This is a genomic window from Promicromonospora sp. NPDC050249 (assembly GCF_040656015.1).
In the GTDB taxonomy this organism is placed as follows: domain Bacteria; phylum Actinomycetota; class Actinomycetes; order Actinomycetales; family Cellulomonadaceae; genus Promicromonospora.
This window is the reverse complement of sequence record NZ_JBFAKY010000001.1, coordinates 96919-117728: the sequence shown is the minus strand read 5'-3', so window position 1 is coordinate 117728 and position 20810 is coordinate 96919. Positions and strand designations below refer to the sequence as shown.

Annotated in this window: 19 protein-coding genes; 7 read left to right on the top strand and 12 right to left on the bottom strand. The window is 70.7% G+C overall.

The features are described from left to right. Positions 1-167 precede the first annotated feature (167 nt). The gene (locus AB0I32_RS00495) at positions 168-788 is read right to left on the bottom strand and encodes a TetR/AcrR family transcriptional regulator (RefSeq protein WP_357501733.1); all 621 of its coding nucleotides are present in this window, start codon (positions 786-788) and stop codon (positions 168-170) included. A gap of 218 nt (positions 789-1006) precedes the next feature. On the opposite strand from AB0I32_RS00495, the gene AB0I32_RS00490 reads away from it, so the two are divergent. Further along, positions 1007-1573: a hypothetical protein gene (locus tag AB0I32_RS00490; RefSeq protein ID WP_357501732.1), complete on the top strand. Its 567-nt coding sequence runs from the start codon at positions 1007-1009 to the stop codon at positions 1571-1573. Between the two features lie 2 nt (positions 1574-1575). Further along, positions 1576-3021 (top strand): NAD(P)/FAD-dependent oxidoreductase, encoded by a 1446-nt coding sequence (locus tag AB0I32_RS00485; protein ID WP_357501730.1) that lies wholly within the window; start codon positions 1576-1578, stop codon positions 3019-3021. A gap of 972 nt (positions 3022-3993) precedes the next feature. On the opposite strand, the gene AB0I32_RS00480 is transcribed toward AB0I32_RS00485, so the two are convergent. Further along, the gene (locus AB0I32_RS00480; protein WP_357501728.1) at positions 3994-4314 is read right to left on the bottom strand and encodes an NIPSNAP family protein; all 321 of its coding nucleotides are present in this window, start codon (positions 4312-4314) and stop codon (positions 3994-3996) included. A 10-nt stretch (positions 4315-4324) separates the two neighbouring features. Next, positions 4325-5290 (bottom strand): NADP-dependent oxidoreductase, encoded by a 966-nt coding sequence (locus AB0I32_RS00475; protein WP_357501726.1) that lies wholly within the window; start codon positions 5288-5290, stop codon positions 4325-4327. Positions 5291-5360: 70 nt separating this feature from the next. Here AB0I32_RS00475 and AB0I32_RS00470 point away from each other — a divergent pair, with 70 nt between their 5' ends. Continuing rightward, complete coding sequence (locus tag AB0I32_RS00470) at positions 5361-6332, top strand: helix-turn-helix domain-containing protein (RefSeq protein WP_357501724.1); 972 nt, start codon at positions 5361-5363, stop codon at positions 6330-6332. Here AB0I32_RS00470 and AB0I32_RS00465 read toward each other — a convergent pair. From AB0I32_RS00465 to AB0I32_RS00455, 3 genes are all read right to left on the bottom strand, one after another. Continuing rightward, on the bottom strand, positions 6296-7480 hold the full coding sequence (locus AB0I32_RS00465) for an acyl-CoA dehydrogenase family protein (protein WP_357501722.1): 1185 nt from the start codon (positions 7478-7480) through the stop codon (positions 6296-6298). The two genes, AB0I32_RS00470 and AB0I32_RS00465, sit on opposite strands and share 37 nt — an antisense overlap. A gap of 174 nt (positions 7481-7654) precedes the next feature. Continuing rightward, positions 7655-8722, bottom strand: a complete 1068-nt coding sequence (locus tag AB0I32_RS00460) for an aldo/keto reductase (protein WP_357501720.1) — start codon at positions 8720-8722, stop codon at positions 7655-7657. Between the two features lie 64 nt (positions 8723-8786). Beyond that, positions 8787-9512 carry an SDR family oxidoreductase gene (locus tag AB0I32_RS00455; RefSeq protein ID WP_357501718.1) on the bottom strand — a complete coding sequence of 242 codons (726 nt, stop codon included), beginning with the start codon at positions 9510-9512 and terminating at the stop codon, positions 8787-8789. A 132-nt stretch (positions 9513-9644) separates the two neighbouring features. On the opposite strand from AB0I32_RS00455, the gene AB0I32_RS00450 reads away from it, so the two are divergent. Beyond that, the gene (locus AB0I32_RS00450) at positions 9645-10208 is read left to right on the top strand and encodes a helix-turn-helix domain-containing protein (protein ID WP_357501716.1); all 564 of its coding nucleotides are present in this window, start codon (positions 9645-9647) and stop codon (positions 10206-10208) included. A 105-nt stretch (positions 10209-10313) separates the two neighbouring features. Here the strand turns inward: AB0I32_RS00450 and AB0I32_RS00445 are convergent, their stop codons facing one another. From AB0I32_RS00445 to AB0I32_RS00430, 4 genes are all read right to left on the bottom strand, one after another. Then, positions 10314-10964 (bottom strand): maleylpyruvate isomerase family mycothiol-dependent enzyme, encoded by a 651-nt coding sequence (locus tag AB0I32_RS00445; RefSeq protein WP_357502157.1) that lies wholly within the window; start codon positions 10962-10964, stop codon positions 10314-10316. 80 nt (positions 10965-11044) lie between these two features. Next, complete coding sequence (locus tag AB0I32_RS00440; protein ID WP_357501713.1) at positions 11045-11896, bottom strand: fumarylacetoacetate hydrolase family protein; 852 nt, start codon at positions 11894-11896, stop codon at positions 11045-11047. Further along, on the bottom strand, positions 11893-12960 hold the full coding sequence (locus tag AB0I32_RS00435; RefSeq protein ID WP_357502155.1) for a cupin domain-containing protein: 1068 nt from the start codon (positions 12958-12960) through the stop codon (positions 11893-11895). The genes AB0I32_RS00440 and AB0I32_RS00435 overlap by 4 nt, the downstream gene beginning before the upstream one ends. Positions 12961-13036: 76 nt before the next feature. Beyond that, positions 13037-14308: an FAD-dependent monooxygenase gene (locus AB0I32_RS00430; protein WP_357501711.1), complete on the bottom strand. Its 1272-nt coding sequence runs from the start codon at positions 14306-14308 to the stop codon at positions 13037-13039. Between the two features lie 109 nt (positions 14309-14417). Here AB0I32_RS00430 and AB0I32_RS00425 point away from each other — a divergent pair, with 109 nt between their 5' ends. Beyond that, positions 14418-15173, top strand: coding sequence for an IclR family transcriptional regulator (locus tag AB0I32_RS00425; protein WP_357501709.1), 756 nt, complete (start codon positions 14418-14420; stop codon positions 15171-15173). 36 nt (positions 15174-15209) lie between these two features. On the opposite strand, the gene AB0I32_RS00420 is transcribed toward AB0I32_RS00425, so the two are convergent. Continuing rightward, complete coding sequence (locus tag AB0I32_RS00420; RefSeq protein ID WP_357501706.1) at positions 15210-16013, bottom strand: IclR family transcriptional regulator; 804 nt, start codon at positions 16011-16013, stop codon at positions 15210-15212. Positions 16014-16126: 113 nt separating this feature from the next. Further along, entirely contained in the window at positions 16127-17449 is a 1323-nt protein-coding gene (locus AB0I32_RS00415) for an MFS transporter (RefSeq protein WP_357501704.1), read from the bottom strand. Between the two features lie 266 nt (positions 17450-17715). On the opposite strand from AB0I32_RS00415, the gene AB0I32_RS00410 reads away from it, so the two are divergent. Together AB0I32_RS00410 and AB0I32_RS00405 are read left to right on the top strand one after the other, a co-directional pair. After that, positions 17716-19068, top strand: coding sequence for an FAD-dependent oxidoreductase (locus AB0I32_RS00410; RefSeq protein ID WP_357501702.1), 1353 nt, complete (start codon positions 17716-17718; stop codon positions 19066-19068). A gap of 8 nt (positions 19069-19076) precedes the next feature. Beyond that, positions 19077-19658 (top strand): EthD domain-containing protein, encoded by a 582-nt coding sequence (locus AB0I32_RS00405; RefSeq protein WP_357501700.1) that lies wholly within the window; start codon positions 19077-19079, stop codon positions 19656-19658. Positions 19659-20810: the final 1152 nt, after the last annotated feature.

Below are 20810 nucleotides of genomic sequence, written 5' to 3'. Positions count from 1 at the left end.
GGATGGTTCCTTCTGTGAACGTTCGCGGTAGACGAACTAGTACGTCTACTCTACGCGCGGACGGCTGGACGTCAAGCCGACCGTGCGCGGATGGGCGTGTCGACAGCGAAAAGCCCCTCCCCACGTGCGTGGGGAGGGGCTTTGCGGCGGCTGTCGCGGGCCGCGGGCTACCTGGCGATCTTCGCTCCGTGCGCGCTCGCTACGGCGAAGATGGCGCTGGCCAGTGCCCGGCCGACGCGGGACGCCTCGCCGAGGTAGCCGGCCACCATGGCGCCGTCGCGCAGCATCAGCACCTCGTCGGCTGCGTCCGCGGTATCGGTCACGCCGATCCGGCCGAGCATCGTGGCGAACGCCTCCCGGTACCAGGCGCGGTGGTCAGCGACCACCTTGCGCACGGAGCTGTCCGGATCGGAGTACTCGGCGGCGGCGTTGATGAACGCACAGCCGCGGAAGCCCGGCTGGCAGCTCGCGGTCCCGATCAGCTCGGCGAACGAGCGGAACGCCTCAGCGTCTCCGTCGGTCGACTCGCGGATGGCGTCGAGCGCACCGCGCTCCCGGGCTGCCTGGCTCTCCAGGTAGGCGACGACGAGGTCGTCCTTGCTGCGGAAGTGGCGGTAGAACGTGACCTTCGTGATCCCGACGCGGTCGATGATCTTGTCAGCGCTGACCGCGCGGATCCCGTGCGTGTAGAACAGCTCGGTCGCTGCCTCGAGGATGCGTTCCCGGATGGACAGAGTGCGCGAGCCGTCGGCGCTGGTCGTCGCCGCGCTCGAAGGTGTGGTGCTCATCTCGCTGACGTGCTCCCGTTCTTGCTCTGGACGTCGGAAAAGGAGCAGTTTACACCCAGGTGAACGGACTAGTAACTCTACCCGGTTGTCGTGGTTGCGCTCGTCGGTGGGCGTGTGTACTGTCGATCGAAGTAGAGTGACTAGTTACTCTATCTGTATCAACCACTCGGGCCGTTGCATGACGTTGTCGCGCCGGCCACCGTCGAAAGGTCGTCCCCATGTCCGCGTCCACCGTTGCGGATCCGTCCGCCGTAGCCACCGCCACGTCGCTGCGGAAGCTGTACTTCGTCCGGTTCGGTTTCGCCATCGTCTGGGCGGCGCTGATGTTCGCCGTGGGCAAGGAACTGGGCCCGGTCACGATCGGCCTGCTGGTCCTGTACCCGCTGTTCGACGTCGCCGCCGCTGTGGTCGACTTCCGGTCCTCGAGGACCGCGCGGCCCACCGTGGGTCTGTACTTCAACATGGCGCTGAGCCTGCTCACGGCTATCGGCCTGGCTGTCGCCGTGACCTCCGGTATCCCCGCCGTCCTGCGCGTCTGGGGCGTCTGGGCCATCACCGCCGGCCTCGTCCAGCTCATCGTCGCGATCCGCCGCTACAAGCTCGGTGGCCAATGGGCGATGATCCTCAGCGGCGGCATCTCCGTGTTCGCCGGCACGGGCTTCTTCCTGATGGCCGGCGGGCCCAACGCAATGCTGACGTCGGTAGCCGGGTACGCGACCCTAGGCGGCGTCTTCTTTCTGATCTCCGCGCTGCGCCTGGGCCGCGCCGCCAAGAAGGAGAGCTGACGATGACCGAGAACATCTTCGACGTCGTCGTCATCGGCGCCGGTCCGGTCGGCGAGAACGTCGCCGACGGCGCCGTCAAGGGCGGCCTCACGGTCGCCGTCGTGGAGAGCGAGCTGGTCGGCGGGGAGTGCTCCTACTGGGCCTGCATGCCCACCAAGGCCCTGCTGCGCGACGCCGCCGCGCTCCGCGCGGTCCGGAACCTGCCCGGGGCGAACGCCGCCGTGACCGGAGAGCTGGACGCCGCCGCGGTCCTCGCCCGCCGCGACGCTTTCGCCGCCCACTGGCACGACGACGGCCAGGTCGCCTGGCTGGAGGGCGCCGGCATCGAGCTCGTGCGCGGCGTCGGCCGGATCAGCGCGCCGCGCACCGTCGAGGTCACCGGCGCCGACGGGAGCACCACGGTCCTGACCGCCCGGCACGCGGTGGTCGTCGCGACCGGCAGCAGCGCGCGGATCCCGCACGTCCCCGGCCTGGCCGACGCCGCGCCGTGGACCAGCCGCGAGGCAGCGTCCGCCCAGGCGGTCCCCGGCCGGCTGGCGATCATCGGCGGCGGCGTGGTGGGCGCCGAGATGGCCACCGCCTACGCGGCCCTCGGCTCACAGGTCACGATCATCGCGCGCGATGGGCTGCTGCCCACCGTGGAGTCGTTCGCGAGCGGCCTGGTGGCCGAGACCCTCAAGGCGCACGGCGTGACGCTCCACCTGCGCACCGAGCCCGAGAGCGTCCACCGCGACGAGGCCGGGACCGTGCACGTCCGCCTGGTCGACGGCACGACGTTCGACGCCGACGAGGTGCTGGTCGCCACGGGCCGCACGCCGAACACGAGCGCCATCGGCCTGGAGCACGTGGGGCTGACCCCCGGGGACTGGCTGCGCGTGGACGAGTCCCTGCGGGTGCTCGGCAGCGACGGCACGCCCGTCGGCGACGGCTGGCTCTACGCCGCGGGCGACGTCAACCATCGCGTGCTGCTGACCCACCAGGGCAAGTACCAGGCCAGGGCGCTGGGCGAGACCCTCGTGGCCCGCGCGGGCGGCACGCCCGTGGACCTCGAGCCCTGGGGCCGGCACGCGGCCACCGCCGACGAACGCGCCGTCCCGCAGGTGATCTTCACCGACCCGGAGATCGCCTCCGTCGGTCACACCGCTGCCTCCGCTGAGGCCGCCGGGCTGCGCGTCCGCGCCGTGGAGTACGACCTCGGGGCCGTGGCAGGCGCCGGACTGCACGCCGACGGGTACACCGGTCGCGCGGGCATGGTCGTGGACGAGGACCGCAGGGTGCTGGTCGGCTTCACCGTCGTCGGCCCCGACGTCGCCGAGCTGCTGCACGCCGCGACGATCGCCATCGCCGCGGAGGTGCCGGTCGACCGGCTGTGGCACGCCGTCCCGGCCTACCCCACGATCAGCGAGATCTGGCTCCGGCTCCTGGAGACCTACGGCCGGGCCGTATAGAGCGGCCGGGTTGCGACACGGCCAGTAGGAAGAGCCGCTCCGACGCGGGCCCGTGCGACCGGGTGGGTACCCTGCCCACCCGGTCGCTTCAGGCAATCAAGCGATCGGACGCGTTCACGGGGATCGGCACGTCCTTGAGCGCCGGGATGAGCGACGCACCTGGCGGACTCGTGAGTCGTAGGTGTTCGGCGGGTTCGCGCGGGTGGACAGAGGTTCGACCTGAACTGAACAGTGATCGACGGCGGGCGCGGCTATAGACCTTGCCCGCCCATCCGGTAGAGGCAAAGACGCACTGAACCTGGCGGCCGCGCCGTACACCCGCAGACATCTGAAGATGCTGTAGCCGTACATCAGGCGCTCGACGATGCCGACGTTCGGCGCGAACGTCTCGGCCACGGCCTCGTCCATCACGATCAACGGGGCGCCCGGTGCCAGCGACCGGCGTCGTGCACCTCGACCGGCCGCGGCATGTCGTGGACGCACTCGAAGGCGAAGGCCGCGTTGTACCGGCTCTCCGGGAGGTCGGCTGGGTTCGCTGTGGAAGTAACGGACCCGGCCGGCGACGGTGGCTGTACGTGCGTTTTCGGCGGCCATCGCCACCGACAGCACGAGTCGGTGTCGAAGCCGTCGCGCGCCGGGGTACGGCCGGCCGGGCGCGCGGGAGCTCTTGCCCCGTCCCACCGGGCGCAGCTCGGCCCGCACGTAGTCCGGCGTGAAGACCGGGGAGCGTACGAGTACTCCCACACCAGTAGCGGCGCCGCGGCGTCGGCCACCGCCACACCCTCGCTGCAGGCGCGGATCTGGGTCTGGCCGCGCTGGACCGTTCCCTGCTGGATCACGAACGGGTCCTGCACGATCTCGGGCGCTGCGTCACCGCTCGCCGTCGGCTGTGCCGGCCGGCACGCGAGGCGTACCGGCCGACACATCTCCCAGCCACCAACCCGAGGGTGGTTGTTCCGCCTGCGCCGACGCCTACTGCAGACCTGATGCGGCCGTCGGCCGCACCCGGGTCACGACCGAGTGGTCGGCGAGCAGCAGCTCGTCCACGGCCGGGCCGATGCGGTCGCGCCATTCGGGGTCCTCGTACACGGCGGCGTAGCGGGTCACGCGGTCCTTCTCGTCGTCGAACCGGCGCACCCAGACGTAGCCGTCCTCGTCCTCCTCGTCGACGAACGAGCCGATCACGGTCATCCCCTTGGCCTGCTGGAACGGGAGGACGACATCCTCCATGTAGCGGACCCAGTCGTCCCGGCGTCCGGGCCGGGTCTGGTACCGGCGGATCTCGTAGAACACGGCGGTCTCCTCAGGCATCAAGGGTCAGGACGATCTTCCCGCGGGTGCGGTTCGTCTCGCCGAGATCGTGCGCACGGCCGGCCTCCTCGAGGGGGAAGGTCCGCGCCACCTCGACTCGCACCTCGCCGGAATCGATCAGCTCGGCGATGCGCGCGAGAGCGGCGGCGTCCGGCTCGACGAGGAACGCGGCCGCGTGACCGTCGGCGTCCGCGACCGCTGCGGCGAGCTCCTCGGACACCCCGCCGGGCACGGCGGCGATGGTGCCGCCCGGGCGGAGGGCACTGACGAGCCGCGGGCTCTCGCTGCCGCCGACCAGCTCGACGATCGCGTCGAGGTCCTTGATCCGGGTCTCGTACCCGGCGTCGTGGTAGTCCACGACCTCGTGCGCGCCGAGCGCACGCAACCACTCGTGGTTCGACTCGCTCGCGGTCGCCACCACGTGTGCGCCGAGGTGGCGGGCGAACTGGACCGCGAAGTGGCCCACCCCGCCGGCGCCGGCCGTGATCAGGACCCGCTGTCCTGGCTGCACGTGCAGGGTGTCGACGAGCACCTGCCAGGCCGTCAGGGCCGCCAGGGGCACGGCCGCGGCCTGCGTGTGGCTCAGCGAGGTAGGCGCGAGGGCGAACTGCCGTGCCGGTGCGGTGACGTACTCGGCGTACGCGCCCGCAGCGCGCGGGAACCACGGCATGCCGTAGACCCGGTCGCCGACGGCCAGGGTCGTGACCCCGAACCCGACCTCCTCGACGACCCCGGCCACATCCCAGCCGATCACGAAGGGCGGCTCGCCGAGGACGCCGGCCATGCCGTGGCCCTCCCGGGTCTTCCAGTCGACGGGGTTCACCCCTGCCGCGTGGACGCGGACGAGAACCTCGGTGGGCAGCGGCACGGGTCGCGGGACCGTCTCGACCGCGAGGACCTCGCTGCCACCGAGACGATGCTGGACGACTGCTTGCATGGTGCTGATCTGTGTAGGCATGGGTCCAGCATCGTGCGGCTCGGGAACGCGGAGTAGTAGCCAGAAGGACATCGGGCGTAACATTCGGGCCATGACTCACCAGGTGGTCGTTCTCGCCCTCGACGGGGTGATCCCGTTCGACCTGGGGATCCCGGCCCGGGTGTTCCGAGAGGCTCGCGACGCGGACGGCAAGAACCTCTACCGTGTTTCCACGTGCTCGCTCGGCGGGCGCCCGGTGCGCACCAGCCAGGACTTCGCCATCACCGTGGAGCACGACGAGCAGCTGCTCGCGCAGGCGGACACGGTGGTGATCGCGACGCAGGAGCCGACGCCGGAGCTCCTGGCCACTGGCACCCTGCCCGACGAAGTCCTCGCCGCGCTCCGGCTCGTCCGGCCCTCCGCACGGATCGTCAGCCTGTGCACGTCGGCGTTCGTGCTCGCGGCGGCCGGCCTGCTCGACGGCCGGACCGCCACGACCCACTGGAAGCTCAGCCGGGCGTTCACCGAGCTCTTCCCGCACGTGTCGGTCGATCCCGACGTGCTGTTCGTCGACAACGGCCAGGTACTGACCTCGGCCGGCGGTGCCGCCGGGATCGATCTCTGCCTGCACCTGGTCCGGCGCGACCACGGCGCCGAGGTCGCCAACGGCGTGGCGCGGCGCTGCGTCGTCGCCCCCTGGCGGGACGGCGGCCAGGCCCAGTTCATCGAGCACCCGCTGCCGGCCGACCCCGACTCGTCGACCGCGGGGGCCCGCGCCTGGGCGCTGGCCCACCTCGACGAACCGATCGGCCTGCTCGAGCTGGCCCGGCACGCGAACATGAGCGTGCGGACCTTCTCGCGCCGGTTCCGCGCCGAGGTGGGCGAGAGCCCGGCGCAGTGGCTGATCCAGCGCCGGGTGGACCAGGCGCGACGCCTGCTCGAGACGTCGGACCTGACCGTCGACCACGTCGCCACCGCCGCCGGGTTCGGCAGCGGCACGCTGCTCCGCAAGCACTTCCACGCCACGCTCGGCGTGGCGCCCGGCTCCTACCGCCGCACCTTCGCCGCGCCGGTCGGAGCCTGAGCCGGCATCGCCAGCTGGTCGCCATGGCGCTCCACCGCGAGGTACGCGGTGAACTGGGCGTGCCGGCTGCCGACGTGCAGGTCGCGCCAGAAGCGCTGCAGCGCGTTGTCGAGCGCGAAGCCCGAGGTCCCGTTGAGGTCCAACAGCAGGTTCACGCCCTCCTGGCACCGCCGGACCACCGAGGTCAGGCGCATGCGCAGGTCGGTCGTGGTCCGGTCGGCGAGCGTGGGCTCGGCGACGAGCTGCTCGATCTCCGCGGCGAGCAGCACCAGGTCGCGCTGCGCGCCCTCGATCAGATGGGTGGCCTCGGCAAACCACTGGCGGGCGCCGGGTGAGGCCGCCAGGCTGCTGTGCTGCGACATCGGCGGCCTGCGCTCGTGGAACACCGCGCCGACGGCGTCCAGCGCCCCGCGCGCGGCTCCGACCAGCGACGCGAGCAGCGTGACGCCTCCGCCGAGGGGTCGCGCGGACCGCCCGGCGAACAGGTCCGGCGCGCCGCTCGGGCCGGTGGGCACGGAGAGCACGCGTACCTGGGGAACGAACACCTCGTCGGCCACCAGGGTGTGGCTGGCGGTGCCGCGCATGCCGGCCGTCCGCCAGGTACGGTCCACCTCCAGGTCCGACGTCGGCACGAGGACCATGGCGAGCTCGGGGCGCCCGTCCCCGTCGCCCACCAGCACCGGGGTGATGGCCCACTGCGCGTCCTCGCTGCCAGAGGCGTAGGGCCACCGGCCGGAGACGCGTACGCCTTCGGCGACGCGCCGTCCGCGGCCGGGTGGGTTCCCCGCACCGCACAACCGGACGTCGAGGTCCGCGTAGAACTCGGTCAGCAGCTCCTCGGACATCAGCGGGGTGAACGCCGCCTGCGCCTCGGCGTTCACCGCGGCCAGCCACGCCGACGACGGGCAGCCGCGGGCCAGCTCGGAGAGCACACGCACGGTGGTCGGCAGGTCGGCCTCCGGGCCGCCGAACCGGGCCGGCGTGGCCAGTGCGAACGCGCCCGCGTCCCGCAGCGCTGAGGTGCTCTCGGCGGGTAGCCGCCCGTCGTGGTCGGCCCGCGCCGCATGGGCGGCGAGCACCGGTACCGCGGACCGGGCTGCGGCCAGCAGCTCCTCGACGTCTGCCGAACGGGTGTCTGTCGTGGTCATCAGGGCATCTCCTTACGGGTGATCGGCACGTGCCGGAATCCCTGGTGGTAGACGAACGGGTACGTCTACCACCAAGGATTATCTTGGCACGGAATCACGCTGCCGGTGCACGCCGCCGGCGCGCGGCGGCGGCAGTGGAGTGCGTACCGCACCTCGGCGGGCGCGGCGCGGTGGTCAGCGGCGGGCCTGGATCTTCAGGTCGCCACGGGTCTGCGCCCGGATGTGGTCGCTCGCGAGCATGGCGTGGGGGAACCCGGGCTCGATCGCGCTGACCTCGTCCAGGCGTGCCAGATGGGACGCATCGAGGTCGACTTCCAGGGCGCCGAGGTTCTCCTGCAGCTGCCCGGACGTCCGGGCCCCGATGATCGGCGCCGTCACGACCGGCTGCCGCAGCGCCCAGGCGAGCCCGATCTGGGCGGGTGTGCGGCCCAGCTCGCTCGCGATCTCCTTGACCGTGTCGACGATCGTGAGGCTGCGCTCGGTGACCCCGCCGAGCGCGACGTTGAAGTCCTTGCGCACGCTCTCGCCGGTGCCGGACGGCGCGCCGGCGGTCAGGTCCTGGCGGCTGTACTTGCCGGTGAGAATGCCTCCGGCGAGCGGCGACCACAGGACCGTGCCCAGCCCCAGCTCCTGAGCCATGGGGATGAGGTCGCGCTCCCCGGTGCGCTCCACGAGGTTGTACTCCAGCTGCAGCGCGACCAGCGGCGACCAGCCGCGCAGGTCGGCGACCGTCTGCATGCGGGCGATCTGCCAGGCAGGGGCGTTGGAGATGGCCACATAGAGGACCTTGCCCTGCTGCACCAGGTCGTCGAGGCCGCGCAGGATCTCCTCGACGGGGGTGGTCGGGTCCCACACGTGCAGGTAGAGCAGGTCGATGTAGTCGGTGCCGAGCTGCCGCAGGCTGGTCTCGACCGCGCCGAAGAGGCTCTTGCGGCTGGCGCCGCCGGAGTTCGGGTCGTGCGGGGTGCGCAGCGTGCTGTACTTCGTGGCCAGGACCAGGCTGTCTCGCCGGCCCCGCGCGAACTCTCCGAGCATGCGCTCGGACGTGCCGTCGGTGTAGGTGACCGCGGTGTCGATGAAGTTGCCGCCGCGCTCGACGTAGAGGTCGAACAGCCTCCGCGCCTCGTCCTGTTCCGCGCCCCAGCCCCAGTCGTTCCCGAAGGTGGCCGTACCGAGCGCAAGCGGCGAGACGCGCAGGCCGGAGCGGCCCAGCTGCCGGTAGGTGTCGAGCGTGAGTGTCATCGTGTTCTCCTGCGATGGTGGTGCTGATGGTGGATGTGGCCCTGCGGCCGGTGTGCGCCCGGCCTCAGGCGCGGAGCCCGTAGCCGCCCGCCACGGCGAGGTCCTGGCCGGTGATGTAGCTCGCGGCGTCCGAGGCGAGGAAGGCGACGGCCTCTGCGACTTCCTGGCTGGATCCGAAGCGCTCGAACGGGATGCTCGCGCGCATGGCGTCCTTCCCGGCCTGGGGGACCCCCAGCTTGTCGAACAGCGGGGTGTCGGTTGCTCCGGGGCTCACGGCGTTGACGCGGATCCTGCGCGGAGCGAGCTCGAGTGCGAGCGAGGGCAGCATCGTGAGCAGCGCACCGCGCGTCGCCGCTCCCAGGGTGGCGCCGAGGCCGCCACGACGGGATCCGACCCCCACGGTGAGGATTATCGACCCACCGTCGTTCATGAGTGGAAGGGCCTTCTTGAGGGTGAAGTACTGGCCCTTGAAGTTGACGTCGACGTGCGCGTCGAATGATTCCTCGGTCACGTCGGCGACGGGTGCGAGCTGAAAGATCCCGGCGTTGAGGAACAGCACGTCGATGGCTCCGAACCGCTCGGCCACCGTGGCCACGAGCGCGTCGGTGTCAGCAAGGGCGCGTGCGTCGGACCTGACGACGAGTACGTCGTCGGGAAGCTCGCGGCTCGCTTGCGCGAGCGTGTCAGGGTTCTGCCCGGTGACTGCCACCTGGTAGCCGCGGGCGTGGAGCAGCTCGGCGGTCGCTCGGCCGATTCCGGTGGTGCCGCCGGTGATGAGTGCAACGGGCATGGTGAGCCTTTCGTCGAACGATTCGGGGTGCGGTCGCAAACGGGGAACTCCCCGCTTACTGCACTGTACACTCAAGTGGGGAGGTCCCCGTTTCGTTCCTTGCTCGATCCGACACCCCAGAACGTGAGGGTCATGACATCCCAAGGAACCGCTCTGCGGGCCGACGCCCAGCGCAACCGCGAGCGGCTGATCGCCACGGCCGCCGAGGCCTTCGCCTCAGGACAGGCGGTCTCGCTGGACGCGATCGCCCGGCGTGCGGGTGTGGGGAGCGGCACCCTCTACCGACACTTCCCGACGCGGGAGGACCTGGTCGAGGAGGTCTACCGCGACCAGGTCCGCACCCTGCGCGACGACGCGCTGGTCCTTCTGGCCGAGGAGCGGCCCGTGCGGGCACTCCATGCGTGGATGCTCCGCTTCGCCGAGTGGGCGGGTGAGCGGCGCGGGATCTGCGAGGCGCTGGTCGCCATGAGCGCTACCGGCCGCTTCGGCACCGGCCCGGTCTGCGACGAGGTCCAGGCAGTCCTGGGCATGATCCTCGAGGCCGGCACCGTGGCGGGGGAGCTTCGCGCCGACGTCGACCCCGTCGACGTCGGCGGCATCCTCGCCGGAGTTCTCTCGGTGGCCGGTGCGCCCGAGCAGAGCGCCCAGCTCGACCGCATGCTCGGTGTCGTCGTCGACGGGCTGAGGGCGCGCTGACGGGCAAGGCCTGACCCCGCTGAGCACCCTGCCCCGCTCCCCGGCGGCCGGCCTGTCGGGGAGCGGGACTCCTCCGGGAGGCCTGAGCCGTGCAGGGAGGGCGGGTCAGAGCCAGCGCGGCAGGTCGGGCAGGGGACCGCCGTCTGCCGCCGTCAGCCGGGAGGGGCCGCGGCCGGTCAGCCAGCGCACCAGGTCGGGCAGCGCGCCGCGGACGCCCGAGACGTCGACCGGTTCGCCCCGCTCGGCCCACGTGCCGAGGATGTCGTCCCGCAGGCGCTCGAGCACCCCTGTCGGTACGTCCGCGAACGACGGGGCGACGCCGCGGGAGACATCGGCGAGGTCGACCGCGTGCACCCAGACCTCGCGGGTACGCATCCAGGCCGTCTCGGACACCGGGACGGTGCGGCCCTGGGCCGTCACCACCGGGGCGGCCCACGCCGCGGCGGGCAGGTCGCGCCACTCCACGTCCAGGTGGACCGCCGCGTGCGTCGCGAGGTGCCGCAGCGCCTGCGCGGGCAGCGTGGAGCCCCGCTCGATCTCGGCGTCGCGCTGCGTGGCGGACGCGTACATGGGCGTCACCGCGCCGGTACGCGCCCACTCGACGAGGCGCACCAGCGCCCGCGCGTTGTAGCCGACGTGCGCCACCACGTGCGCCCGGGTCCAGCCGGGCAGCGCCGAGGCCTCGTACAGCGCGGCGTCGGGCAGGTCGTTCAGCACGCGGGCGAGGTACGCGGTGCCGAGCCGTGCCCAGGCCAGCGTCTCGGCGGGGGCACCGGACGCGTCGTACCGCGCGCCGGCACCCTGCCGGAGCCGGAGCGCCTCCCGGGCGGCGCTGGTCACGACACCCGCTCCGCGACGGTCCGGTTGGTCAGCTCGCCGATCCCGTCGATGCGGACCGTCACGGTCTGGCCGGGTCGCAGGTACTCCTGCGGCGAGCGCGCGTGCCCGACGCCGCCCGGCGTGCCCGTGATGATGACGTCGCCGGGATTCAGTGGCAGGATCGTGGAGACGTACCGGACCAGGTGCACCGGGTCGTGCACCAGGTCGTGGATGTCGCCCCGCTGCTTCTCCACGCCGTCCACCAGGGTCGTGACCTGCGCGTCGGCAGGGATCTCGTCGGGGGTGGCCAGCACAGGGCCCAGCGGTGTGGAGTCCGCCCAGATCTTGCCCTGGAGCCACTCCTTCGTGCGGAACTGCCAGTCGCGCATCGACACGTCGTTGCAGACGGAGTAGCCGGCGACGGCCGCCCGCGCCTCGTCCGTCGACGCCCGACGTACCCGCGAGCCCACGACGACCGCCAGCTCGCCCTCCCAGTCGACCGTGCCGGACTCCGGCGGCAGCAGGATGTCGTCGCCCGCACCGAGCAGGCAGTCCGCGAACTTGGCGAACAAGGTCGGGTGCTCCGGCAGGTCGCGCCCCATCTCCTGGATGTGCGCCGTGTAGTTCAGGCCGACGCACACGATCTTGCCCGGGCTGGTCACCACGGGCGCCATGTCCGCCGAGGCCAGCGGCAACCGCTCGGCGTCGTGCGGCCCGGCCTGCCCGACGACGCCGAGCGCACCGGCCCGCAGCACGGCCCCCACGTCGGCGTACCTAGGCAGCGTGACGAGCGAGTCGCCCTCGACGCGGGCCGCGACCGTCGTCGCCGTTCCGTCTGCGGCGGTGGTGCGGAGGGTGGCGAGCTTCATCGGTGGGTCTCCTCGACATGGGTGCGGGCGAGATGGAGACGCTCCATGATCGGAGCGTCGGAGAAACGGAACAGGTCGAACTGCGAGTCGGCGGTCAGCGACCACTGGACCCAGGACGGGACGACGAACAGGTCCCCCTTGACGAGCCGCTGCTCGGTACCACCAAGCGTGACGACTCCCTCGCCGTCGAACACCTGGAAGACGCTCGAGCCGACCTCGCGACGGCCCGGCGTGACCGTGCCCGCGCGCAGGCGGTGGAACTCGCAGCGGATCGTGGGCATGACGTCGCCCCCCGTGGTCGGGTTCGAGTACCGGACCGCCGCGTGACCCTGCTCCACCGTGGCCGGCTGGCCCTCCTCCTCGAGCAGGAGCTGCTCGGTCAGGGCGGCGTCCGTGTGCTCCCAGCGGTAGGCCATCAGCGGCGACGACACCGCCTCCCGCAGCCCGCTGAGCGGCCGCAGGCCCGGGTGCGCCCAGAGGCGCTCGCCACGCGAGTAGTTCGGCGTCGCGTAGTCGGTGACACGCTCCGAGCCGAACTCGAAGAACCCGACGTCGTTGTGGTGCGAGAACGGGATGTCGAGCCCGTCGATCCACGCCATCGGGCCGTCCGTGTCGTTGTGGTGGCCGTGGAAGTGCCAGCCCGGGGTGAGCAGCAGGTCACCGCGGCTCATCCGTACCGGGTCGCCGTTCACCACCGTCCACACGCCCTCGCCCTCGACCACGAACCGGAAGGCGTTCTGGGCGTGCCGGTGCTCCGGCGCCGTCTCGCGCGGGCCGAGGTACTGGATCGCCGCCCACAACGTCGGGGAGACGTACGCGCGGCCGCCCAGACCCGGGTTTGCCAGGCCGAGCGCGCGGCGCTCGCCGCCGCGGCCGACGGGCACCAGGTCGCCCGACCGTCTGGCCAGGTCGTAGAGCCGGTCCCACTTCCACACGTGCGGCACGGCCTGCGGCTTGGGGTGGGTCGGCATGAGGTCGCCGAGCTGGGTCCACAGCGGGACGATGTGCTCCTGCTCGAAGCCCTGGTAGAGCGCGCGCAGCTCCGGGGTCTGCTCCGGCTGCATCGCGTTCTCCACGTCGTCGTGACCGGGAGCGTCGTCGGGGTAGACGTCGTCATGGGTGATCGCGTCGGTCATAGGTTCACTTCCTCGTGCGGTAGGTGTCGGCAGGGCGCGGGCCGTCCCCGACGGCGTCCGCGTGGTCGCCCGGGTCGAGGACCGGTCCGTAGAGCCAGTCGACGAGGTGGTAGTCGTAGGTGTCCCTGCGGCGGAACGCCTCGTCGCGCAGCAGGACCTGGACCGGCTCGTCCACGTGCCAGATGTCGCCCCAGATCCGGCCCGTGGACTGGACGGTCGCCGCGGCGGCGACGCGGTCGGCCTCGTAGCGGTGCAGGGCGGCCTTCACGTCGCCCGCGGACCAGCGGCCTCCGTCGGACCCGTCCGCGAGCGGCGCGAGGGCGTCCGCGAGCGCCGCGCCGTCGAGGAGGGACTGCCCGGCGCCCTGGGCGAGGTACTGGAGCATGGCGTGGGCCGCGTCGCCGAGCAGGGTGACGTTGCCGTTGGTCCAGGTGGAGATGGGCTCGCGGTCGTACATGGGCCACCGGTTCTCGCGCTGGATCGAGGCCAGCCCGGCGACGACGGGGGTGGCCAGGTCCGCGTAGGCGGCGTCGAGCTCCGCGGGGGAGCCCCAGTCCTCCTTGCCGTCCAGGTACTCCTGCGACCGGAAGACCGCCACCTGGTTGTAGAGCTTGCCGCCGCGCACGGGGTACTGGACGAAGTGGCAGCCGGGGCCCATCCAGACGACGACGTCGTCGGTGTCGGAGAGGCGGTCGACCGTCTCGATGGGGACGACGCCGCGGTAGGCGACGTAGCCGGAGCAGACCGGCTCGTCGTCGACCACGTGCCTGCGCACCACCGAACGGAGGCCGTCCGCGCCGATCAGGATGCGGCCGGTGATCTCCTGACCGCCCGCGCAGGTGACGGTGACGCCGTCGCCGTGGTCGGTGATGCGTTCGACGTGGTGGTCGGTGAGGAGCGTGACCGCCGGCTCGGCTCGCGCGGCGCGGAGCAGGGTGTCCAGGAGGTCGCTGCGGTGCAGCACGAGGTACGGGCCGCCGTAGCGGGTGGCGGCGTCCTCGAGGTCGAGGCGGCTGAGTTCCTCGCCGGTCGCCGCGTTCGCGAGGACGAGGCGCCGGGGGCGCACGGCGTGGGGCAGGAGGTCGGCCAGGACGCCGACCTCGTCGAGCATCCGCGTGATGTTCGGCGCGAGTTGTAGGCCGGCGCCGACCTCCTTGAACTCGGCGGCCCGTTCGAGAACCGTCACGGGGACGCCCCGCCGGGCGAGCATCAGTGCCGCCCCCAGTCCGCCGATACCGCCGCCCGCGATGATCACGCGGTCTCTTCCCTGGGCCATGGCTTCCTCCTCGAAGTCGCGCCGAGCCGTTGCTCGTCCGGCGTCTCTGCCTGACGTCGACGGTACGGCTGGAGTTCTGTTGCTCGCAAACATCGGCTACGATTTTTCTGTGGAGCAGAATTCGTACCGTATCGAGGCGGTCGACCGAGCGATGGTCCTGCTGATGCTTCTGTCCGAGCGGGGGGCGCTGAGCGTCACCGAGGCGGCGACGTCGCTGGGGGTGGCTCCGTCGACGGCGCACCGCCTCCTGACGACCATGGCGGGCCGTGGGTTCGTGGAGCAGGGGGAGCGCAAGCTCTATCGCCCGGGTCCACAGCTGCGCGGCCTGCGAGCGCAGCAGCGGAGCATCCCCGCGCTCGTGGCCCGCATGCGTCCGGTGCTCCAGACGCTGCACGACGAGGTGCGCGAGACCGTCCACCTCGTCGTCCTGGCGGGGCCCGACGTGCAGTTCGTGTACGGGATCGAGGGACAGCAGGCGTTGCGGATCGGCCTGCGCATCGGCTCCCGGATTCCTGCCTACTGCACGTCCGGCGGCAAGGCGATCTTCGCGGCGCTGTCGGACGACGCCGTCGACGAGCTGCACCCTGACGGCCTGCAGCCCTGGCCGGGCGGGAACGCCGGGTCCCTGGCAGACCTGCACGCGGAGCTCGACAGGGTGCGGCGGCGTGGATACGGCGTGAACACCGAGGAGAGCGAGCGCGGCGTGGCGGCGCTGGGCGTCGCCGTCGGCGCGGACGCCGCCCAGCCGGTGGGAGCCATCAGCATCTCGTTGCCCACGGCCCGGTATGCCCCGGACGACGAGCCGCGACTGCTCGTACCGCTCCGGGCGGCCCAGGCCGAGGCGGTCCGGGTGCTCGCCGGCTGAGGGCCTGCCCCCGGCTCACCCGAGCCGGACCACGTCCTAGGCCTTGAGGCCGAAGTTGGCGGCTCGGATCTCGTCGTCCATGTCGTCTCGGGCCGCCCGCATGAGTGCGAGCGTGCGCTCCTCCTCGAGCACGGGACCGCGCGCGGCGGGTACGAGCACGGAGAACCCGGCCAGAACTGTTCCTGCCGCGCTGTGGAGCGGCATCCCGAGCGCGTGGAGGCCGAGCTCGGTCTCGTCGCGATTGACCGCATACCCGCGGCGACGGACCTCATCGAGCGCCGTCAGGAGCTTCTCGAACTCGCTCTCGGTCATGAAGTTCCCGGCGAGCTGGGCGGACTGGCTCCGATAGAGCCTCTCGAGGAGCGAACGGTCGTGCTCGGCAATGATCACCTTGCCGCCGGACGTGCGCCGGGCATCCTGCACGAGACCTATGCGGTCGCCCACGCGCAGCGGCTGGGTACCTTCGACCGACATGATGACGCGCGTGCGCGTGCCGGTTCTGAACATGAGGCTGACGGTCTCGTCGAGCCGCTCTGCGAGCAGCTCGATGTGAGGAGCCACGAGCGACTTGAGCGTCTTGGTCCAGGGAGAGCTCGACGGTCCGATCCCCATCGAGGGGCCGGGGACGTAGGCACGAGTCTCGTCCTGGGCGGCGAAATCGCGGTAGACGAGCATCGCCAGCAGCCGATGGGCCGCAGACGGCGATATCTGCAGCTCACGGGCTACGTCGGAGAGGCGCGCGCCACCCGTGTCCCGTAACAGCTGGATGATGCGCAGCACGTGATCGACGGAGCTCAGCGCGTAGCGGGGGCGCTGAAACGCGGCCTTGTGATCAGTCATCGGGCAGCATCCGGTTCGTTGTGCGGGTGGCTTACGACCATAACGTGATCTGCGCCGGCTACCGGCTTGCCGGTGCGTCGTCACGCACCGGGGCACTGGGGCAGGCGTGATCCTCAGCGGATGTCGTTGAGCTCCGCGCGGTGGTTGTCCTTGAGCCAGCGCACGAACAGCAGCGACATCAGCAGGATCGCCACGTTGACCACGGCGATCACCCAGAAGTCGCCATGTGCCGCGAGGGACGCCGCGACGATCGGGGCGGGCGCCGAGAACAGCACCTGCGAGAACGAGAGTGACAGTGCCGATCCCGAGAACCGCATGTTCGTGGGGAACTGCTCGGCGTAGAGCGCAGGCTGTGATCCGAACTCGAACTGCACCCCGCTGATCGCGCCGGCGACCGTGAGGACGACGAGGAACATGTCGCCGGTACCGGCCGCCGGGAAGAATGCTGCCACGGCGACGATCTGCACGGCGATGGCGATGACGAGCACCTTCCTGCGGCCGATCCGGTCGCTGAGCCAGCCGCCGAAGAGGCCCGCGCACGCGGAGATGCCGTTGGCGACGAGGACGATCACGAACGCGTCACCCTGGGTGAAACCCGCGCTCGTCGTGAGGTAGTTGAGCCCGTAGACGGCCATCGTGTAGAAGGTCACGTTCGAGCCCGCGCGCACGAAGATGAGCTTGAGGATCGTCCAGGGATGCGCTTTCAGGACCTGGAGGCTGTTGACCGACGTGCTCGCCGCGGTCTTGTACTCGACGAAGACGGGAGTCTCCTCGAGCTTGAAGCGGATGTAGAGGCCCACGACGACGAGCAGGGCACTGAGCATGAACGGGATACGCCAGCCCCAGTCCTGGAAGGCCGCCTCGCTCAAGGTGGCCGTGAGGATCACGAGGGTCACATTGGCGAGCACCTGGCTGAGGGGCGAGCCGATGTTGATGAACGCACCGAAGATGCCGCGCTGGTCCGCCTTCGCGTGCTCGAGTGTCATGAGCTGTGCGCCGGTCGCCTCACCGCCGAGCGAGAAGCCCTGCAGGAACCTGAGCCCGACGAGGACCAAGGCGATGCCGAGGCCCTGGTTCGCCGGCAGCAGCCCGATAGCGACCGAGCTGAGGCCCATGAGGATAAAGGTCCCGAGCAGCACGGGCCGCCTTCCGTACCGGTCGCCGTAGTAGCCACAGATGATGGCACCGAGCGGGCGGGCAAGAAACCCGACACCGAACGTCGCGAACGAAGCGATGAGCGAGCCGGCCTCACCCAGGTCCGAGAAGAACAGGGCCGGGAAGATCGTCGCCGAGAGAGCCCCGTACAGCGCGAAGTCGAACCACTCGAGCGCCGAGCCGAGGGTTCCGCTGGCGAGTGCTCTCCTGCGCTGTACCGGGTTGCCCGCCGGGGCGGCGCCTGCCGCCGGCGGCGTCGAGCCCAAGACTTCGCTGGTCATAGTGCGGCCTTTCGTCCGTGGGCAACGCTGCCCGTCTCCGCCTCGTCCGTTGAGGTGCAGGCTCTCAAAGTAGCCGCGCGTGGTCGCAGCAACCAAGCAACTTTCTGCTATGGAGAAAGTGACACACGGAAGTCGCAAGAATGGCCGATATCTCACGGCGCACCGGTCGCAGGCTTTCTGCTATCTGGAAAGAATCTGGAGCGTCCGCACGCTCTGTGGCTATCGTCGCCGTGATTCTGGTGACGAGACCGAACAGGGGCGCAACGATGCATACCGAGTCAGGGTCGACCGACGTCGTCGTGCTGGGCGGTGGCCTCGCGGGGCTTCGTGCAGCATCGGTCGCGGCGGACGCGGGGGCCCGCGTGACCCTCCTGGAGAAGCAGCGGTCACTGGGCGGGTCGGCGGCGCTCTCGGCAGGCATGTTTTGGACCGCACCCACCATGGAGTCGTACGAGACACGGGTTCCCGCGGGCGATCGTGCCCTCGCCGAGCGCATCATCGACGACTACGAGCGCGATCTGGAGTCGATCCGAGCGAGCGGCGTCTTCGTGGCGGATGCGGCGACGGACGACGTCATGGGTTTCGGCCGAGGGTTCAGCTTCGACGTCAAGGCCTATCTCGGGCATCTCGAGGCACGGCTCCTCGAGGCCGGTGGCGAGATCCGCACCGGGGTCAGGGTGCGCACGGCCGATCGGTCGTCGACCCACCGATTCCGGCTCCTGCTGGACGCGGAAGCGGGCGAGGCCGAGCTGCACGCCGACGCGATAGTTCTCGCGACCGGGGGATTCCAGGCCTCGCCTGCCGACAGGGCTGCGTGGATGCCCGACGTCGGCGAAGAGATCCTTCTCAGATCGAACCCCGGCAGCGCAGGGGACGGGCTGCGCCTGGCGACGAGCCTCGGGACCGCCACGGCAGGCGACCTCGGCACCTTCTACGGACACCTGATCTCGCATCCGGTGACCGGATTCACGCCGGAACGCTTCATGCTGTTCTCGCAGTACTACTCCGATCACGGCATTCTCGTGGCTGCCGACGGTCGCAGGTTCGCCGACGAGTCGCGGGGCGACGAGCTGCTCAATCAGGACCTCGCACAGCTCGACGGCATGCGGGCGTTCCTGATCTTCGACCAGCAGACGCGGTCGACCCACGGCGTCTCCGAGCCGTTCGCGAGCTTCGGGCTGATCGATCGTCTCGAGCTCGCGGTCGAGCACGGCGCCAGGCACGCCGTCGCCGACACGCTCGACGGGCTCGTCGCGGCCCTCGGACGCCTCGGCGTGGAGGAGGCGCAGCTGCGTCGTACGCTGGCCGGCGACGTCGGGATCTCTGGTCTGGCGACCCGGCTCTCCCGCTCCGCGCCGCCGACCTCGGCCCAGCTCGCGCTGCTGAGGACCGCACCCTTCTATGCGCTCGAGGTGCAGCCCGCGATCACCTTCACGCTCGGCGGCATCGCGATCGACCCCAGGAGCCGGGTGATCGACGTCGCGGGATCGCCTGTCGTCGGGCTGTTCGCAGCGGGCGCCGACATCGGGGGGCTCTCCAGCTACGGATATGTCGGCGGGCTGGCCCCCGCGCACATCCTGGGCTCGATCGCGGGCCGAGAGGCGGCAGCAGCGTGCTGAGGAAGCGGGTGGCCCTTCTCGAGGGGCGTCGCGACATGTCGTTCGAGGAGTTCGACGGTCACTGGGCGACGGGTCACGCCGCGATCATCGCCGAGCTCCCGGGCCTTCACGAGTACGTGCAGAACTCGGTGCTCGACCGGTGGGCGTCGGGTGCCGTGACACGGGTCGACGGGATCGTCGAGGTGTGGTTCGACGACGACGCCGTGTCCTCGCCCGAGCAGCACACCTCGACAGCGCAGCAGGACGACGAGGTCGCGTTCATCCGCACCCTGACGGCCGTCACCGTGACCGATCGCCGTTCCTACGCTTCGGAGCACAAGGTGTGGGTGCTCTCGCCGACCCCGCTCGACGGGATCCCTGGCCTGTCGTCGCCTGACGGGGCTATCAGCTGCGGTCCTGATCAGGATGCCGTGCTCATGGATCGCCCGCGCCTGAGGCGGGAGAGCGCGCCCCCTCGGACGCTGATCATCCTCCCGACGACGCCCGCCGGATCCCGCGGGCTGTACGACGCCGTCGTGTCGGCCTTCGCCGAGCACGGCGCCCCGGAGGGGCTGCGGGTGCTGCGCACGCGCACACGTCGCATTCGCTGAGCGCGGTCTGCAAGAGCCTGTCGACGCAGGCCGGGAACGTTGTTCCCCGAGCGTTTCGGGTTAGCGGCAAGAATGTGTGCACGTTGACGGGGTCTTGAGGCTGGTCAGATGCCGTAAATCGGGGTTCGTTATGCCCTTGGGGGCATCGCTGCACAGGGTGCTAAGCCTCGACGCGGTTGTCGGGTACCCATCACCCAGCGGGACGCCATCCGAAGTTTCAGCATGGTGCCGCCGACACATCAAGTGTCGCCGGCAGTTCCGATAAGAGTGTCTACCGACAGCTTCTGTCCTTCATTGAGCGTGTGGCGCCACGCCAGACCTTGCGTTCGTACGCGTTCGTGGCTGGCAGCGAGCGTCTCTTTCTTCACCGTCGCCCAGATCCCCATGCTGATGGTGCGTGCTGCTTCGCGGTTCGCGAACTCGCGTACAGACGCGATGACGCCGAGCTCGGTGGGGCCTCCGTGGGCGCCTGCGTTGCGGCACCGGGCTAGCCGATCGACGCCGTGCTCGAACTGTGTGACGAGCTCGTCGACCCAGGTGGTTGCGGCCGAGGTGCTGGTGAGCCGCTTGGCCAGAATGCGCAGTCGTCGGGCTCCGGGCGCATAATCTGCACGGCGGAGACGAGGCCGGCCAGTCGCTCGACTGCTAGGTCGAACCAGATGTGAACACGGGGAGTGCGGCTGTCGTGGACCGGTTCGTAGAGGTCTCCGATGGCCGCCACCTCCGGTATGACGCTCAAGTCGTAGACGCCGGTCGGTGTGGTGTGCGCGTTGATGATTTCGTTCGCCAAGGTCTGCTTTGCCCACGTGAGAGCGAACGTGTTCTTGGTGTGCGGCTGTGTGATGTCCAGGGAGGTTGTTCCTGGACCTGCGAGGCACCCGCCCCGCGAACCGATGACGCAGCCCACCTCGCTGTCGACATCTTCCTGCTGCTGCTCTTGACAGTGACGCCTACCGATCGACGAAACCCAACCAGTGGCCAATCTGGCGTGTTCAGTGCTATCAAGCCGCCTCTGGAGTAGGAGACGGCCTCTCGTGGGCGGCAACCCGGAGATCGTTCGGCGCGGTTGCGCCTACCACCCGGCGCCAACGATAGGCGGTCGTGCGTCATCGCCAATCCATGCCGCGCCACGCGAGGCGCCGCCGACGGTGC

Excerpts from the sequence above, each read along its gene's own strand:
- AB0I32_RS00440 (WP_357501713.1), bottom strand. The coding sequence starts at position 11,896 with ATGAAGCTCGCCACCCTCCGCACCACCGCCGCAGACGGAACGGCGACG.
- AB0I32_RS00495 (WP_357501733.1), bottom strand. The coding sequence starts at position 788 with ATGAGCACCACACCTTCGAGCGCGGCGACGACCAGCGCCGACGGCTCG.
- AB0I32_RS00420 (WP_357501706.1), bottom strand. The coding sequence starts at position 16,013 with ATGACTGATCACAAGGCCGCGTTTCAGCGCCCCCGCTACGCGCTGAGC.
- AB0I32_RS00485 (WP_357501730.1), top strand. The coding sequence starts at position 1,576 with ATGACCGAGAACATCTTCGACGTCGTCGTCATCGGCGCCGGTCCGGTC.
- AB0I32_RS00450 (WP_357501716.1), top strand. The coding sequence starts at position 9,645 with ATGACATCCCAAGGAACCGCTCTGCGGGCCGACGCCCAGCGCAACCGC.
- AB0I32_RS00475 (WP_357501726.1), bottom strand. The coding sequence starts at position 5,290 with ATGCCTACACAGATCAGCACCATGCAAGCAGTCGTCCAGCATCGTCTC.
- AB0I32_RS00435 (WP_357502155.1), bottom strand. The coding sequence starts at position 12,960 with ATGCAGCCGGAGCAGACCCCGGAGCTGCGCGCGCTCTACCAGGGCTTC.
- AB0I32_RS00465 (WP_357501722.1), bottom strand. The coding sequence starts at position 7,480 with ATGACCACGACAGACACCCGTTCGGCAGACGTCGAGGAGCTGCTGGCC.
- AB0I32_RS00410 (WP_357501702.1), top strand. The coding sequence starts at position 17,716 with ATGCATACCGAGTCAGGGTCGACCGACGTCGTCGTGCTGGGCGGTGGC.
- AB0I32_RS00460 (WP_357501720.1), bottom strand. The coding sequence starts at position 8,722 with ATGACACTCACGCTCGACACCTACCGGCAGCTGGGCCGCTCCGGCCTG.
- AB0I32_RS00470 (WP_357501724.1), top strand. The coding sequence starts at position 5,361 with ATGACTCACCAGGTGGTCGTTCTCGCCCTCGACGGGGTGATCCCGTTC.
- AB0I32_RS00430 (WP_357501711.1), bottom strand. The coding sequence starts at position 14,308 with ATGGCCCAGGGAAGAGACCGCGTGATCATCGCGGGCGGCGGTATCGGC.
- AB0I32_RS00490 (WP_357501732.1), top strand. The coding sequence starts at position 1,007 with ATGTCCGCGTCCACCGTTGCGGATCCGTCCGCCGTAGCCACCGCCACG.
- AB0I32_RS00415 (WP_357501704.1), bottom strand. The coding sequence starts at position 17,449 with ATGACCAGCGAAGTCTTGGGCTCGACGCCGCCGGCGGCAGGCGCCGCC.
- AB0I32_RS00455 (WP_357501718.1), bottom strand. The coding sequence starts at position 9,512 with ATGCCCGTTGCACTCATCACCGGCGGCACCACCGGAATCGGCCGAGCG.